The sequence below is a fragment of the Spirosoma liriopis genome (genome assembly GCF_023196085.1).
In the GTDB taxonomy this organism is placed as follows: Bacteria; Bacteroidota; Bacteroidia; order Cytophagales; family Spirosomataceae; genus Spirosoma; species Spirosoma oryzicola.
Genome location: NZ_JALPRF010000001.1, coordinates 406,103 through 421,929 on the forward strand (window position 1 = coordinate 406,103; position 15,827 = coordinate 421,929).

Sequence of the window (15,827 nt, forward strand, 5' to 3'; positions counted from 1 at the left end):
ACGGTTCTATACAAGCCGCAAAATAGCGTCCTTGGATAAATACTTATGCCTTTTCTTTAGCCCAATTTCAGAGCAAATAGTTTAGAAAATTTCAGGAAGTCATTCGTTGTTCAGTACAAAGCGGATCGTTACGTTGATCGCCTTGTCGCCCGTGCTCTTAACACTACACTCGATCTACTAGGTAAGCTTAGATATACTTGCCGTTATCTACATGAAGTCCCCCAATCATCCCGTATTCTTAGTCCTAACTAACGGTTGATGGCAGGTTTAACAGCGCGACGAAGTAGCTCAATCAAAGACTTGACAGCACTTTAAGAGGTCGAATTATATGATCAACGGCTGTCGCTCTGTTTGATACTGACAAATTAGTATATATAAACTTTGTTAAAGGATTATTAAACAAGTATAACCATCTAGTAAATGTTTATATTAATTGATTAATGTATTAACATATAATTTAATTAATAAACTAATTTTGCTTTAAGTATTTACATATCACCTATAACAAACCTTAAAGTGACTCATACCTCTACTATCATCTCAAGCTTTGTGAGCGTACCCATGCGCTTACTAACTGCCCCCTTATCTTTCCAGCGGTTTACGAATAAGCCTGGTTGTCCTCATTGTGGAAGCCTGCTTGACAGCGACCGGATCAGCAGGCCCTTACTGCTCAAAAATGTGTTGTTTTTTGTACCACTAAAAGCCTATCGGTGCATGAAATGTCGCAAAAAGCACATTCGCTTCTAATAGTGTATTAACTGTAATTAATATCTATCTAACTAGCCTCAAAACCCCTGACTAGTCTTAAGGTCAGCCGTTTTGGGGCTAGTCACCGTTTGTACAACCCGTGTACTTTGTTTTTAAGTGCTTAGGCTATTATAAAATCAGATCTCAACGGCTAGCATTAGGTCAATTCACTTTAAGTGAAGCTTCATCCCCTCATGGGAGTCTACAAATCCCAATGATTCATAAAACCGTTTGGCATCGGGTCTTTTCTTGTCCGTCGTCAGTTGCAATACATGAGCTCCCCGCTCCTTAGCCCGTCGAATAGCATACTGAAAAATCTGAGCGCCAATTCCTTGCCCTCGATGACTAGATTTTACGCGCACTGCTTCAATTTGAGCCCGTATACCTCCTTGATAAGTTAAATACTGGATAAAGCTTAGCTGGAAGGTGGCTACTAGTTCACCCTTGTCCTCGACCACCGTCAACTCTTGCTGTTTGTCGTCAGTAATCCGTTGAAATGCCTGTAGGTAGGATGCAGGCAGGGGAATTTCAAACTTTTCCCGGATCGTGCCTAGCTCATCATCGGAAAGCATTCGTACAATGTCAACTAGGTCTGCCGTTGTTGCTAATCGGTAAGTTAAATGCATTTTAAAAATCGGAAAATGGTCTAGTTAGCTAACGTACTATTTCAGCCGCTATAGACCAAGCTAAAGGTTTATTGTAGATCGGCTGTGAAAGTACCATTGATCCAATTAGACAAGTATACTACCGTATAAAAAAGAAGGGATCAATTCATGCCACGCTTATTGCTGAGTAAGTTGTCTCTTGCTTACTTTAGCAGCACTTATCAGCTATCCATTTCTTACCCTATATGAGACTTCTTTACCAGAGCCCTTCTCGTACACCAATGCCACTTGCGATCAATCAGCAGACACCGCTTCACTTCGTTACGTAGCAATTACTTCTTAACAAGCCTGCCCGCCCCTTTTGCATTAATAGTTCGTCACCAGCAGCCGTATGACTGGCTTACGTAACAACGCAACATATCTCTGAGACCGCTCTGCTCGTGGCTACGCAAGTATCTGTCACGTAATTTTCTTGTTCTGAAACAGATACATGGCGGCTCATTTGCTTAAGTCGGTTTTTGCTTAATGAGCAAACCTGTACATGGCTTTAGGAACAAGCCATTCGGCTTTTACCTCATTTCCAATTCTATCCATTTTCGTAGGTAACTCCTACTCAATTTTATTCAAGCCGATGGCTAACCTCTCCGTTGCTGAACGAATGAATCTGCCCTGGGTAGAATCTCCGTTTTTTGACAACCTATTAACCAAAAAGAATATATCATCTGAGCAGCAAGAACAGGCGATTCATTATAATCGTGAGGGGTTTGTTCTATTTCATCAACTGGTCGATCATACGCTCATTGACTGTACACTGCAGGAGATTGAGCATGAGTATCCCGCCCATGTGGGCGATTCCCCTAGCAGACAACAGGACTTATGGAGAAAATACAGTTCAGTACGTGAATTGGCGAGTCAACCACCAATTTTTGACGCCTTACGGTTTTTGTACGATCGGGAGCCTATTCCATTTCAAACACTAAATTTCAAATTCGGCTCCCAGCAGCGCGCCCATTCCGACTCCATTCACTTCAGCTCGACTCCTGCTCGTTTCATGTGTGGTGTATGGATTGCGATGGAAGATACAAATGCGGAAAATGGGCCTTTGTTCTACTACCCCCGCTCACACCGTCAGCAAATGATGAATTACTTTGATATTGGTCTGCAAGCAGACGGTAACTATCTGGAGTACCCAAAGTACGAAGACTTTATGGAGCAATTCATGGTTACTCAGCAGTTTGAAAAGCATGAGATTCACATGCAGAAAGGCGATGTACTTATTTGGTCAGCCAATCTGGTCCACGGCGGAATGCCGATCAAAGGTGGGAATGCAACGCGCTGGTCACAGGTCACTCATTATTTCTTTGAAGACTGTATGTATTTTTCCCCGCGTCTTTCCGATATGTTTTCTCATAACCTCAGTCTGTTGCAGGTAACCAATATTGCTACTGGCAAGGTCGTTCAACACAGTCAGAACGGAATACCAATCGAAACGATAAACACGGGCAATTTCCAGTACGCTGTCAGTCATAAATTTACGTTGCCAGTTCTGATGAAAGAAGTGATTAAGAAATTACTTGGCAAGAAGCCGTTTTAATTGAGACTTGTGCCGATTTTTTGTAACGTCAGAGGAGAACCGAGGCAGATTCGGAATAGACGCAGAAGTAACCCTATACTGAACGACCAATGAGCCGTTTCATTCCTGTACTATCTTCTCCGCTTTCGTTTGGCTGACCTTTAATTTTTCTACGCATCTGGCCCAAAAGAGCCGCCCCACCGCATCTTACTATGGACGTAGCCTTTACAATTTGTACTGCTGACTATCTTACCCATGCGTTAGCCCTAAGAGATTCGTTTATTCTGCACAATCCTGGTAGTCGATTTTTTATTTGCATTCCGGACAAATTGGACGGAGATCGAATAAAGTATTTAGACTCGATTGGTATAGACGCTTCCCAATACATCGAGGTTGCTCAGATCAGCCTGTCATCGTTTCCGGAGCTGTGTAAGCGCTATAGTTTGATCGAATTGTGCTCCGCTCTAAAGCCTTTCTTTGCTCACTATATTTTGCAGAAACTCACTGACTGCGAACGCCTGTACTACTTTGATTGCGATATTTTAATTTTCAATTCGCTAACTCATCTGAGAAACAAGCTCAAGGACTTTGATATCCTACTGACCCCTCACATTCTTAGTGAGCATTCCGCCGAAGATCGACTGATGGAAACGCAAATCTTAAATGCGGGTATTTACAACGCTGGCTTTTTTGGATTACGAAAATCGGAGAATACCGCTCAGATGCTGCTTTGGTGGCAAAATCGGGTAACGACTCATGGCTACATCAATTTCACGCGGGGAATGTATGCGGATCAACTTTGGCTGAATTTTGTGCCTCTGTTCTTTCAGCGCGTCTGCGTCGAAACCCATCCCGGCTGTAACGTAGCTTACTGGAACTTACACGAGCGGTTGATTCAGCCTAATGGTCAAGAGTTGCGGGTAAATCAGGACTATGATTTGCTGTTTTTTCACTTTAGCGGCTTTCAACTCAATCAGGCAAATTTGCTATCCCGCTACGGTAAACCCATCTTTATTGAAGCGGATAGTGCCTTAGCGTTGATCTGCGAGCAATATAGCCAGACACGGGAAAAGTACCGATACCAAATTCCGAAGGGTTCCGCCAATCCCTACATAAAGGCAAAGCCGATATGGATTGAGTTTGTCCGGGGCTGGTTGATTGTATTACTCAACAAGAGCATGGAAGTTTTAGGCTCATAAACTACTAAAAATGAGAATCTCAGTCGCGCTTTGCACTTATAACGGAGCCTTATACCTTGCGGAGCAGCTACAAAGTATAGCTGACCAGACGCAATTGCCGGACGAGTTGGTTATCTGCGACGATGGCTCAGTAGATCAAACATTAACCATTGCCCGGTCCTTCGCCATCAACGCTCCTTTTGCCGTCCATATTCACCAAAACGCTGCTACGCTGGGAGTAACACGCAACTTTGAGCAAGCTCTTACCCGATGTACCGGAGACATTATCTTCCTCTGCGACCAAGACGATGTCTGGATGACTGGGAAGATTAAGCAAACGTGCGATTTTTTACGCTTTCATCCACAAGCGAAAGCGGTTTTCTCGAACGCAATTCTACTGAATGAAACGGGTCTGAGCCTGGATAACACCATTTGGGATGTCAATTCGTTCAATCTTTCGACCCGAACAGCCTGGCAGAACGGATTCGCTTTCGATATCAATCTGTTGAGTAATCGAATACCGGGATGCACGTTAGCACTTCAGCGTAAACTGCTGGCAACCGCCCTTCCCTTTCCCCGATCAGTCAGTAAGGGTATGCACGACTGGTGGCTGGTATTAGCAGCCAGCGCATCCAACTCCTTGTTTTTTATTGAGGAATCGTTGATTGGCTATCGGCAACATGCAAATCAGGTAGTTGGAACTGGAGCCCGCCCGCCCGCTAATTCAGCTCTGGAACCAACCGAAAAACCCAGCAGACGAACTCAAAAACTAGTCGAATTGCAAGACCAAATCCAATTTTTGACGGAGGTTCATCAATATATATCCCCAATGAACGGTGTACCTGCGCTGACCCTGAGAAAAGTGAAAGCTTACCAAGCTCATACTCTGCTTCGTTATCAGTTCCGAACGACGCGCTCAGGACTCCTTTGTACGATTCTGGCCGCGTTGTGGAAGGGTCATTATCATCAGTATAAACGCCCAGGTGCCGATTGGTCAGATCCCTGGCGCACGGTAGTGAGTGATTTGACTTCGTAGCCCAGCGACCAGCTAAGCGTTTAGTCTAAACGCTAACGTTGTAGCATCGCCTGTAGTAGCTTATGCGTCCTATTGAATCGAGACGCAAGGAATTTTGCTATCAGCTACAGAAAGCGTGAAAAGAAAAATAGCCGGGCTGTCTACTTACTTACGCAAGTAGACAGCCCGGCTAAATTGTTGATCAGGAACTACGTCAAGCTATAGGTTTTCACTCTCGTTAAACCGCAGAACTTACAGCATACCCCTTTTCATTTCTTTTACGGCATGGTCGGCGGCTCGTGCCGTGATGGCCATGAACGTGAGTGATGGATTCTGGGTGGATGTCGATGTCATGCAAGCGCCATCCGTCACAAATACATTTTTGCAGTTGTGCAGCTGGTTCCATTTGTTCAACATGGAGGTTTTAGGGTCTTTTCCCATGCGCACACCGCCCATTTCGTGAATGTCGAGCCCCGGCGCTTTGTCTGGTTTGTCGTGAGTCCGGATGTTTGTAAAGCCCGACACCGTCAGCATTTCCGTCATTTGCTCATGGAAATCGGCAATCATCTTCTCGTCGTTATCATCGTACGCTACCGAAATTTTCAGTTGCGGGATACCCCAGGCATCGGTCAGGACGGAGTCGAGCGCTACGTAATTGCTTTCTTTCGGAATCGTCTCCCCCATCATGTGCGAACTGACCCGCCAATTGCCGTACTTGGGTTGCATAAGGCTTGACTTCAGATCTTCCCCCATAGCCGATGTGTCGACGCTCGTAGGGCGGCTGGAACCGAAGCCCGCTGCATAGCCCCGCAGGAAGTCGGTTTCCTGCTTGAGTACGTTGCGGAAACGAGGGATATAGCTACCGTTGGGCCGGATACCAGCGGTCGTTGAATCCTGAAACCCTTCGTGTTCGGCAGAGATGGTCGTACGGAAATTGTGGAATGCCACGTATTTACCCAACAAGCCATTGTCATTGCCAAGCCCATTAGGAAAACGGTTCGACTTTGAGTTCAGCAGGACCAGATTGGTATTCAGGCAGGCAGCATTGAGGAAAATGATTTTGGCATAATACTCAGTCATCTGCTTCGTATGGGCGTCCACAACCCGCACTCCCGATGCCTTGCCGAGCTTTTCGTCATAAATAATGGAATGCACAACCGAGTCGGGCCGGAGCGTCATTTTTCCGGTTTTAGCAGCCCAGGGTAACGTGGATGAATTGCTGCTGAAATACCCCCCGTATGGGCAACCCCGCTGGCACAACGAACGATTCTGACATTGAGCACGTCCCTGCTGGTAATGAATGGGTTGTGGCTTGGTCAGGTGTGCACAGCGACCAATGATAACTGGTCGGGTACCTTTGTATTGCTTAGCCATTTGGTCGGAAAAGTGCTTTTCCACGCAGGATTGCTCGTGAGGAGGCAGAAACTCCCCATCAGGCAAGACCGACAGACCATCCTTATTGCCCGATATACCCGCGAATTTTTCTACATAGCTGTACCAGGGAGCCAGATCAGTGTATCGAATGGGCCAGTCTACCGCAAACCCATCCCGCGCCGGCCCTTCAAAATCGTACTCCGACCAGCGTTGGGTTCCCCGCGCCCACATCAGCGATTTACCTCCTACGTGATAGCCCCGAATCCAGTCGAAGGGCTTCTCCTGTACATAAGGGTGTTCGGCATCCTGAACAAAAAAATGCGTCGCGTCTTCTCTATTGGCGTAACACCGGCTAGCTACCGGGTTAGCCTCGATATATTCTTTTGATAATTGACCAAGGTGCGCAAACTCCCAGGGCTGCATAAGCGTGGTAGGGTAATCGGTAATGTGTTTTACGTCCCGACCCCGCTCCAGTACGAGGGTTCGTAATCCTTTACCGGTCAATTCTTTGGCTGCCCAGCCACCGCTAATTCCCGAACCCACTACAATGGCGTCGAAGGTGCGGTCTTTTATCGAATCTATGGTTAAAAAAGACATGAATATCAGCAATAAGGGTAACGAAAAAAGAGATAACTCACTAGTTAGTACCGTTGACGGCTAGTTTGGGGACGGGGACGCAGCCGTGATAAAAGCCCGGTGCCATGTTGAACTTCTCAACGTTCACCAGGTAATATTCCGAATTCATATATCCCTGAATGGTCAACTTTTTTACCATGCTCACAAACGCCTGACCCGCTGGGTCTGTCAGTGCGCTCAATTTGGCAAGGAGATCCATGCGTTGAGCGGCATCACCTTCCGAAAATGGCTTACTGTACGTTTGCTGAGCCGTTTCCTCCAGGAGCGCAATTCCTTTCTGAAGCGTCGCCTGGGCCGGTTCACCGTAGCAGTCTTTAACCATACGCATAACGAACAGATGTACGTTGAGCGATTTAGCACCGGGAGTAGTAGTTGTCGGGATAAAGGTTTCTACAATATCGCCCAGAAGCGCTTCTTCGCTAATCGACAAGGTTGAAACAGTTCCTAGCGAATCGGGGGTCCAGCCGGAGGCCCAGGCAGGTAAGCTGGCCAGGCTACCAAGGGTCATTGCTAAGTTCTTTAACGCAGAACGTCTTTGCATAAGAGGTGCGTTGTAGGTTGGTTTTAAGAGTTAAACGCTCCTTAGTTCGTGAACTATAACAGGAGATAGTTTAATAAATTATTGGTTAAAGATAATACATTAAGGCTTAACAAAAAACTATTATTTCTATCGTGCTACTAGCCATAGTGGAAGCTTCACGTACTTACCTGCATATCAGGCCTATTGACGAGAATCGTTACTTTTTCTGGAAAGTCTCGAAAATAGAAACGAGACAGTTCGAGAACCGATCCTGAGCAACTAGGTAGCCTTCCACTAAGCTATGTCTCTATGCTAGAAACTTCTACTGGCTCCACATAAGGCAGCAACCGGTCGGATCTGGTGAACGAACAAATGCAGGTTAACTTATTTGTTTCTTTATCGTAGCAAGCCTCGACAAAGAAACCCTCCAGACTATAAAGTTCGCGCATCCGACACAAGTCTTCGCGTTTGGCCAGTGGGACACCCCATAATGCCAATGCCCCTTGCCGAATCAGCATCGGCTGGCGATCATAATTCTCTCGAGTAATTTTCATGGTAGGAAATGTTTATTCTTTTTTTCTGCTATCGCGTAAACATTACAACGATAGTAGCCGGATAAAAATGTCCGTACGTGTGACGGTTACCAACCAGACATTTTAGGTAACGGTAGACAATACTAACTACTAAGCTGTGCATCGAGTCCTAAAATAATCGATCAATGCACCATACGTACACAATTTTTACACCCTAGTAAGTATATAGATACTGATTCAACTATGAATGGACCCTTTCTGTCTAGCTGAAGCGACTGACTTGATGCTAAAGCAGCAAAGAGAGTACACGCATCAAACACAGGTCGCGGCCAGCAACAGGCAGGAAGTCTATTATCCTCGAACAATTGCCTGCAAAAGAAGGTCTATAGCTGCATCAGTACACTCACAACAACCGTTTGGCGTAGTTGCAACCTTAGGGCGCACATACGTTCTTCAGCCCCATGGTTTGGCTCTATAACTTCCCCTCCTGGCTATTAGCCCTAACACTTGTCCTCGTTTTTATTGCCCTTTCCTGGCTTAGCCTCCTGCTGGTTCGGCGCCCTCTTCAGCGTAGTTCTACCGCTGCGCTTATCGATAACGGCACCGTCGGATGGTTTTTCTCGGGAGTGAGTCTTCTGTATGGCCTGCTATTGGGCCTGCTGACGGTCGCCACTTGGCAGAATTACACACAGGCTTCTGGCTTGGCCTCCCGTGAAGCGGCTCAACTGTCGGTACTCTACCGTAACTTAAGTGGCTATGCACCTGTCCAACGGAAACCTTTACACGCTCAACTCCGACGCTACACGCAGCACATCGTGCAGCGCTCTTGGCCCAACCAGCGCCTGGGCATCATTGATGATGAGGAATCTACGGAATTTCTGCGGCTTCAGACGTTATTGCTAGGCTATGGACCTGACACAACGGCTCATGAACTTATCCATCAGCAAGCCCTGCAAGCCTTTAACAATTTGGCCGAGCTACGTCGTTTGCGAGCCGAAGCCATTGGTGGCGGAGTACCGGCCGTTATTTGGTGGGTAGTTCTATTAGGCGCGCTGCTGACACTGATCTTCGCGGGGTTATTTGTAGTACCCTCCTTTTGGTTTCATGGTCTGTTAAATAGTTTGTTAGCTATTATGCTGGGTCTGTTAATTTTTCTGATTGTGAGTTTGGATCATCCGTATTGGGGAGAGGTAAGCGTAAGCACGAATGCCTATGAGCTGGTGCTAAAAAAGGTGATGATTGACTTTTGACAAGTCCGTTCGCTGTTCCCTATCCGAAACGAGTAATCTCAAGCTAGCGATGATGAACGTGACGTTCATAGCTACAGCTACAACCAAATCAATAACAGAACAGCAACGCAGTACATCCACTACACCAATCGACAACTACTTAAACACTACAGCTTTTGTAGAGTTTAAACCCTGAGTATGCATTTAGTGCTAACTATTTATCAATTAATTCTATCGCCTAAATCTTTACAACAACGTATGAATTACTTCTCAAAAAGAGTCATCGCCCTATTAGGTGTGACTTTATGTCCTGCGTATTTGGTGCTATCGGCGCCTGCAAGCCTGCCCCGACCAGCGCCTTCCCTGATAGACAACCCCGCTTCATCCAAGATTGACAGTAAAGCAAACAAGCCCTCCTTTCGATCCTCCCCGATTACAAACAACGATCCTATCCGTTTCTCGATTCAGGTTCGTCAAGCAACAATCAACTTAGAAGATGAAGTAGAGTTAGTTATTACAGCCGAACTACTTGATATTACACCAGCATCCATGTTTTTCACCGAGTCGGCCAGTAGCTTTCGCATCAAACTCGTTATGCCCGAAGGCTTCCGTCAGACGGGGGGCAGTTATGTTGATTACGTTGGTGCCACACTTAGTCCCACTACGCGACCTTCGGTCTCCTATACCGTACGTGGCCGCTTCGCTTCGCTGTCTAACACGACGGCTTTTCGTTTATTACGGGGTAACGCAATTGCTAACGATCAAAGCCAGTTTGTTGAAAAGGCCATCCTCGCCGTAAATCCCATCGGTTCCCGGTCGGTTTTGCCTACAAGCAGACAAGCAGAGGCCATGTACGTAGTCACGGGCGAGACGTCACAACAGCCTGACACCCAAACGACAGCGGTAGTTACGCAACCCGTATCGGCGACGGGAGCTAATCCGCTTATCAATTTAAGTATTGGTCAGGTCAAAACCGGCAAAGCGGGCTCCGATGCCTCAGCAACGATTACGGGTAGCGCCCCTGATTTCAAGCTCAATCTGGTGATTCCTAAGGGAGAGAAAGGTGATTCTAATGCAGGGGCGAGAGCCACCGCGGCTGCGGCCCCCAACATCGTCGTTGATGGGTTTACCAATCAGGCGATTCAAACGGCGATCAATGCGGCTCCCGCAACGGGAGCCCGCATTATACTTCCCCCTGGCGAGTATACCTTCACCAGCAATATTTCCATTGACAACAAGAGCAATATTGTCCTGGATGGACAGGGGGCGGCTGTTCTTAAAACAAGTGCTATCAATGCCGCCACCATGATCTGGACCTTTCACACCTGCAACAACATCCGCTTAACCGGGCTACATCTGGTCTCACAGGTGGCAGGCAACTATGGTTACGGGATGGTCGCTACCAATGAGCAGTCAAAGCTAGACGGTTATGAGATTGACCACTGTAGCTTTACCGCACCCCTGGCCGACTTCAACGCTATTAGCATGAGTCAATACTCGGAGGGATCTAATCAGGGTGAGACTTCCCGCAACATCCGTATTCACCACAACAAGTTTTTCAACATAGGTCGGATGGGCATCGAAATCCTGTCGCACGGGTTTGATGGTGTATACCGGTTGGATGGAATCGATATTCATGACAATGAGTTTCGTAATCTAGGCATCAACAGTACGTATGGGATGAGTGTATCGCTATCGGGTCTGATGCAAAATGCTCGCATCAGCAACAACCAGACGGTAGACGCCAAGGAGATTGGGTACGAAGTGGTCAATGCCCGCTACGTAAATATAGTTAATAATGTCGCCCTGGGCGTTAATAACACCTTCGCAGGCATTGGCATCTCGGATAATAACCGGAATCTGACCCAGTACATCACTGTCTCGGGTAACACGTGCACCACCAAAGGAGCGCCCCTTCAAGCTTTTGGTACTCAATGGTTGACAGTGACGGGCAACACCTTTTATAATCCGACGACAGCCAATTCTGCCATCACCATGTGCCGTTTTTCCAGCTGTAAGTACGGCAGTTTTACCGGAAACACGGTTGTGGTTGCGGCTAACAGTGCGCTCACCCTTGATAACACAGGCTACTATGCTGTATCAGGCAATAATTTATCAAACGCGTTGAATACCAATGGGTACGAGCTGATTTATCTTTACAACACGCAGGCTACCCGCAACGTGATTGGCACAAACGTTTACATCAAAGCAGCGGGTACGGAAAATAACGGTATACCCAATGTAAGGCAAGCGGCTGGGGCAGCTAACAATACCTATTGATCGACCTATAGATACGTCTAAGGGGTTCGGTACTTTCTACCGAACTGCTACTAATAACAAAGCCTGAATCAGCGACGATTCAGGCTTTGTTGGTTGACAGATGTGTTTAGCGGAGCAGAATTTTAGCTTGTTTGCTTACATCCACTAGAAGCGTGCCCGGCGCGTTGCCCATTAGCAAACTTACGCGATTGAGGCCGCTGATCTCCCTAATGATCAGACCGCACAATAACGGTCGATTAACTCCATCGATATTGTTTAAATCCTGCCTTATGGGCTAATCTATTTTTAAGTGCTGACCAATAGGCGCTTAGAATCATATGAGTTAACCACTGATCCGTTTGTATGTCTATAATGTCCTACAGCCGAATAATCCGCTAAAACAATCTACTTCGACAAAGGATCACTTATATACTTACCTGGATGATTGTTAGGCTCATAAACGCAATTACAGCAAGCACATTATAACAAACCACTACTCAACCGATGAACATAGGAATTATTGCCCATCTCAAGCACCCTATCCGCAAGCCGTATATGGGGGGACTAGAGGCATTCACGCATGACGTTTGTCTTCGTCTGAAAAACAGAGGGCATCAGATTACCTTATATGCCAGCGAACTCTCGGACCCCGCCCTCAATGTGCGGGTTATCATGAGTGATACCGATTACGACCGGGAAACCTTTAGTCGCTTCCGGTCGCATGAACTAAGTGAAGAATTTATTTCTACCCATCACGCTTACTTGGAGCTGATGCAGGATATTGACGGGCAGGGGCATGATATAATCTTCAACAACAGCCTGAATTATGTGCCCATCACCATGGCTTCTCTGATTCAAACGCCCATGCTTACTGTCCTGCACACGCCCCCTATTTTTGAGTTGAAGCGGGCGATTCGCCATGAAAAAAAGCGGGGCCAGATCCGGTATGTAAGCGTTTCCAAACCTAATGCCGAGGCATGGCGGCCATTTGTTGGCGATTGTGAAGTAGTCTCCAATGGCGTTGACACCACGCGCTGGACCTTTGTTGACCAGCCCACGGGAGGCTACGTGTTATGGTTTGGCCGTATTCATCCCGATAAAGGCACTCACCTGGCGATTCAGGCGGCTAAAGAAGCAGGTAGAAAAATTAAGATTGCTGGCAGCATTGCGGATCGGAGCTACTTCGATATCTACGTACAACCCCTGCTGGACGATTCCGTTGAACTGGTGGGTAATTGCAGCCACGAGCAGCTGAACCACTATATTGGCAACGCCGATGTAAGCGTTATTACTCCTTGCTGGGATGAACCCTTCGGCCTGGTCGTAGCCGAAAGCCTGGCCTGCGGCACGCCGGTAGCAGGTATCGCCCGAGGGGCATTGCCATCGATTTTGTGCGAAAAGTCGGGTTGTTTGACAAGCAGTTCGTCTCCTTCCGAGCTGGCCCGCTGCATCAATCAGGCGGCTTTATTAAACCGAGCCGACTGCCGGCAGCGAGCCGAAAGCGAGTTGGATGTAGAACGGATGGTCGACGCCTACGAACAGCTTTTTGCTCAACTTATTTCTACACCGTCGTTGGTCTATGCCAATTAATATTGCGTTTTATGTTCACCATCACGGATCAGGCCATCTGATGCGGTGTCTGGCAATCAGTACGTTGTTGACTGATTGCCAGATTACCTTCTTAGGCAGTCGATTAGCGGCCTACTCATCCCTGATTCCGGACTCCATCAACTGCATTGAACTGCCGATGGATACCCCTTCTTCAGCAGACAGGCACTACGCCGAAGGCAATCCGGTCGAGGGGCTACATTATGCTCCACTGAACGTTGAGGGCCAGCGGCAACGAACGGCTTTACTAACCGAATTTTTTAATCGGGTATCGCCACTGCTGTTCGTGGTTGACGTTTCGGTCGAAGTAGCCCTGCTGGCCAGGTTGAGTGGCGTGCCAACGATTGTCATCAAGCAGCATGGCAATCGGCAGGATCTACCCCATCAACTGGCTTATCAGAGTGCTGAAGTAGTGCTTGCCCCCTTTTCACCGATGATGAAGCAGGAGGAAACGCCCTGGCTGGCCAATAAACTGGTTTATACCGGAGGCTTTTCCCGATACCCACTCCAGGTCAATAGCCGCTCGGGTGAACAAGCAAATCGGGCAGCGGTTTTAGTGGGGGCAGGCGGAACTAGCCTTGACGCAACATTTCTGATACATATTGCCCGGCAAGCCCCCGACTGGATCTTTGAAGTTGTGGGTAAGCTAGCCGGTTCAACGACGGACTGTGTACCGACCAACGTTATATGGCATGGTCAGCTTGATGATCCTCGTTTGATCCTGGAGCGGTGCGTACTGGTAATTGGCAATGCGGGCCACAACACCGTTATGGAGATGGCCGCTCTCAACAAGCGCTTTATCGTTATTCCGGAGCAACGGCCTTTCGAAGAGCAGTTGATCAAAGCGACGATACTGGATCAGCTAGCGCTAGCCTATGTTGTTCATCCCCATGAACTTTACCAGACCAATTGGCCCGCTGTACTGACCGCTACAGCAGCTCGTGAGCCACATTGGCAAGGAATTGTCGACGAGGAAGCCACGGCGCGGGCCGCTCAGCTGATCCGCCAGACGTACGGATCAATCTATAATTCTGGTGACTACTCCTTGAGTGCCGATAGCAATTCGGCGGTTGAAGGTTCGCGTAGTAACTGAATATGATCCTCCGTCCAGTGAATAAACCCCCGCTGCTGGAATTTCGCCAGCCATCCTTCCATGGGCCACACATGCCATTTCTTTTTAAAAAAGGTAGCGTTGGCTATGATATCCCGAAGGTGGTTTAGGGGTGGATCGTAACTCGTATGGTACTGGTGGTACGCCAAAGCAGGTATCATTGCTAACGGAACGGCAGCCTGGCGTGCACTGAAAGCAAAGTCGGTATCTTCGGCCCCGTAGCCGCCGTAGCCCTCGTCAAAGCGGCCTATCTGATCGAAGGTTTGTTTGCTACAGCCAAAGTTCAAGGACCAGAACAAATGATACGGTAAGCATTCGGAGCTGGTACGAATCGGATCGGCTTTACTTAATTCGTCCAACCGATGCCAGAAATCGGCTTCTTCGACCGCGTTTTGGTGCAGATACCGAACTTGTCCTGACCAGAGCTTGCTATCCTGTTCAAAGGCATTGGCATAATGTCCGAGCATGCTGCGGTGAGGAATGCAATCGACGTCCAAAAAAACCAGATCATCGTAGGATGCAGCCTCTACGGCTCTGTTCCTGGCTTGAGCCAAAGGCAGATGATTGCTGTGGTGAATGGGTTGCTCGACAAGCGGAAACGATGTTTTAGGTACTGTATAAGGCTTTTCATTCATGTAGATGAGTACCAGCTCAGCGGGCATGAGATGACTTTGATTGAGTCCGTCGATTAGATTAACTAACGCCTTCTCCCGATTATGGACAATGGTTAATACCGATATTTTCTTCATTAAACAGGTTTATTCGATTACGCCAGCCGACATCTCTTTACAGGCTCACCGATGAACGGCTTTAGAAAAGGCTTATGCTCAACCAATTTCTTTTAGACTGATTAATCAGTGAGTCTAGCTTTTAACTAAAAGAGAAGATCGAACCATTATGTTATGAAGAATTATAGCTTTGATCGGTAACGTATTGTGGCAAAAAAGCAGCTCAAACTACTAGGCAGTCAGAGACGTAATTCATGTAGTTGTCTACAGCAGCGGATTGTAAAACCATTGGAAATACCTCACTTTCAGTCAAGTCGGGAGTTTGCACAACTAACGTATTTACGCCATTATGGCTAGACGTTGGCTTTGTATGTTGTGTAATTTACTGCCTCAGCACATGAGTTTACTTATTACCTTATCATCGCTGATGAATACAAATAAGCCCGAACGCACGACGCCCATGCTTACTAAATCCAACCTGTTTAATAGTACTAGCTTAACACGCTGCACAAAGAAGTAGGATTTATAATGAGAATGTGGTCCAAATAAGATCGAACACAGGGGCAGACGAGCTTACTGAAAGACAATTAACAATTCATTCTGGTGTCTGCTTAACCAGTACTTTCTGTACGTAAGTAGCTATGACTGGTCCAGTGAGGAAGCAGCACAAATAAACCCGGACATATCGTATCCGGGTTTATTGAACCCATA

General features: G+C 47.2%; 12 protein-coding genes. 7 read left to right on the forward strand and 5 right to left on the reverse strand.

Going from position 1 to position 15,827, the window contains the following annotated elements:
• Nucleotides 1-914 precede the first annotated feature (914 nt).
• Nucleotides 915-1,373, reverse strand: coding sequence for a GNAT family N-acetyltransferase (locus tag M0L20_RS01740; RefSeq protein ID WP_248475347.1), 459 nt, complete (start codon nucleotides 1,371-1,373; stop codon nucleotides 915-917).
• Nucleotides 1,374-1,893: 520 nt separating this feature from the next.
• Between M0L20_RS01740 and M0L20_RS01745 the strand changes: the two genes are divergently transcribed.
• From M0L20_RS01745 to M0L20_RS01755, 3 genes are all read left to right on the forward strand, one after another.
• Nucleotides 1,894-2,946, forward strand: a complete 1,053-nt coding sequence (locus M0L20_RS01745; RefSeq protein ID WP_248475348.1) for a phytanoyl-CoA dioxygenase family protein — start codon at nucleotides 1,894-1,896, stop codon at nucleotides 2,944-2,946.
• Between the two features lie 191 nt (nucleotides 2,947-3,137).
• Nucleotides 3,138-4,124, forward strand: coding sequence for a hypothetical protein (locus tag M0L20_RS01750; RefSeq protein ID WP_248475349.1), 987 nt, complete (start codon nucleotides 3,138-3,140; stop codon nucleotides 4,122-4,124).
• Between the two features lie 10 nt (nucleotides 4,125-4,134).
• Entirely contained in the window at nucleotides 4,135-5,139 is a 1,005-nt protein-coding gene (locus M0L20_RS01755; protein ID WP_248475350.1) for a glycosyltransferase family 2 protein, read from the forward strand.
• A gap of 231 nt (nucleotides 5,140-5,370) precedes the next feature.
• Here M0L20_RS01755 and M0L20_RS01760 read toward each other — a convergent pair whose 3' ends face one another.
• From M0L20_RS01760 to M0L20_RS01770, 3 genes are all read right to left on the reverse strand, one after another.
• Nucleotides 5,371-7,089 (reverse strand): GMC oxidoreductase, encoded by a 1,719-nt coding sequence (locus M0L20_RS01760; protein WP_248475351.1) that lies wholly within the window; start codon nucleotides 7,087-7,089, stop codon nucleotides 5,371-5,373.
• A 40-nt stretch (nucleotides 7,090-7,129) separates the two neighbouring features.
• Complete coding sequence (locus M0L20_RS01765) at nucleotides 7,130-7,669, reverse strand: gluconate 2-dehydrogenase subunit 3 family protein (protein ID WP_248475352.1); 540 nt, start codon at nucleotides 7,667-7,669, stop codon at nucleotides 7,130-7,132.
• 278 nt (nucleotides 7,670-7,947) lie between these two features.
• A complete protein-coding gene (locus M0L20_RS01770) occupies nucleotides 7,948-8,202 on the reverse strand; it encodes a hypothetical protein (RefSeq protein ID WP_232559109.1) in 255 nt (84 codons plus the stop codon).
• A gap of 440 nt (nucleotides 8,203-8,642) precedes the next feature.
• Here M0L20_RS01770 and M0L20_RS01775 point away from each other — a divergent pair, with 440 nt between their 5' ends.
• From M0L20_RS01775 to M0L20_RS01790, 4 genes are all read left to right on the forward strand, one after another.
• Nucleotides 8,643-9,431, forward strand: a complete 789-nt coding sequence (locus M0L20_RS01775; protein ID WP_248475353.1) for a bestrophin-like domain — start codon at nucleotides 8,643-8,645, stop codon at nucleotides 9,429-9,431.
• Between the two features lie 237 nt (nucleotides 9,432-9,668).
• Nucleotides 9,669-11,690, forward strand: a complete 2,022-nt coding sequence (locus M0L20_RS01780) for a right-handed parallel beta-helix repeat-containing protein (protein ID WP_248475354.1) — start codon at nucleotides 9,669-9,671, stop codon at nucleotides 11,688-11,690.
• A 483-nt stretch (nucleotides 11,691-12,173) separates the two neighbouring features.
• Entirely contained in the window at nucleotides 12,174-13,259 is a 1,086-nt protein-coding gene (locus tag M0L20_RS01785; RefSeq protein WP_248475355.1) for a glycosyltransferase, read from the forward strand.
• Nucleotides 13,249-14,370, forward strand: coding sequence for a glycosyltransferase (locus M0L20_RS01790; protein ID WP_248475356.1), 1,122 nt, complete (start codon nucleotides 13,249-13,251; stop codon nucleotides 14,368-14,370). Before M0L20_RS01785 ends, M0L20_RS01790 begins: the two co-directional genes overlap by 11 nt.
• Here the strand turns inward: M0L20_RS01790 and M0L20_RS01795 are convergent.
• Nucleotides 14,316-15,137: a glycosyltransferase family 2 protein gene (locus M0L20_RS01795; protein ID WP_248475357.1), complete on the reverse strand. Its 822-nt coding sequence runs from the start codon at nucleotides 15,135-15,137 to the stop codon at nucleotides 14,316-14,318. The genes M0L20_RS01790 and M0L20_RS01795 overlap by 55 nt on opposite strands.
• Nucleotides 15,138-15,827 lie beyond the last annotated feature (690 nt).

Bases quoted from the DNA above. Each gene is read 5' to 3' on its own strand.
- M0L20_RS01785 (WP_248475355.1), top strand. From the start codon at position 12,174: ATGAACATAGGAATTATTGCCCATCTCAAGCACCCTATCCGCAAGCCG.
- M0L20_RS01745 (WP_248475348.1), top strand. From the start codon at position 1,894: ATGGCTTTAGGAACAAGCCATTCGGCTTTTACCTCATTTCCAATTCTA.
- M0L20_RS01775 (WP_248475353.1), top strand. From the start codon at position 8,643: ATGGTTTGGCTCTATAACTTCCCCTCCTGGCTATTAGCCCTAACACTT.
- M0L20_RS01765 (WP_248475352.1), bottom strand. From the start codon at position 7,669: ATGCAAAGACGTTCTGCGTTAAAGAACTTAGCAATGACCCTTGGTAGC.
- M0L20_RS01770 (WP_232559109.1), bottom strand. From the start codon at position 8,202: ATGAAAATTACTCGAGAGAATTATGATCGCCAGCCGATGCTGATTCGG.
- M0L20_RS01755 (WP_248475350.1), top strand. From the start codon at position 4,135: ATGAGAATCTCAGTCGCGCTTTGCACTTATAACGGAGCCTTATACCTT.
- M0L20_RS01795 (WP_248475357.1), bottom strand. From the start codon at position 15,137: ATGAAGAAAATATCGGTATTAACCATTGTCCATAATCGGGAGAAGGCG.
- M0L20_RS01780 (WP_248475354.1), top strand. From the start codon at position 9,669: ATGAATTACTTCTCAAAAAGAGTCATCGCCCTATTAGGTGTGACTTTA.
- M0L20_RS01760 (WP_248475351.1), bottom strand. From the start codon at position 7,089: ATGTCTTTTTTAACCATAGATTCGATAAAAGACCGCACCTTCGACGCC.
- M0L20_RS01790 (WP_248475356.1), top strand. From the start codon at position 13,249: ATGCCAATTAATATTGCGTTTTATGTTCACCATCACGGATCAGGCCAT.
- M0L20_RS01750 (WP_248475349.1), top strand. From the start codon at position 3,138: ATGGACGTAGCCTTTACAATTTGTACTGCTGACTATCTTACCCATGCG.
- M0L20_RS01740 (WP_248475347.1), bottom strand. From the start codon at position 1,373: ATGCATTTAACTTACCGATTAGCAACAACGGCAGACCTAGTTGACATT.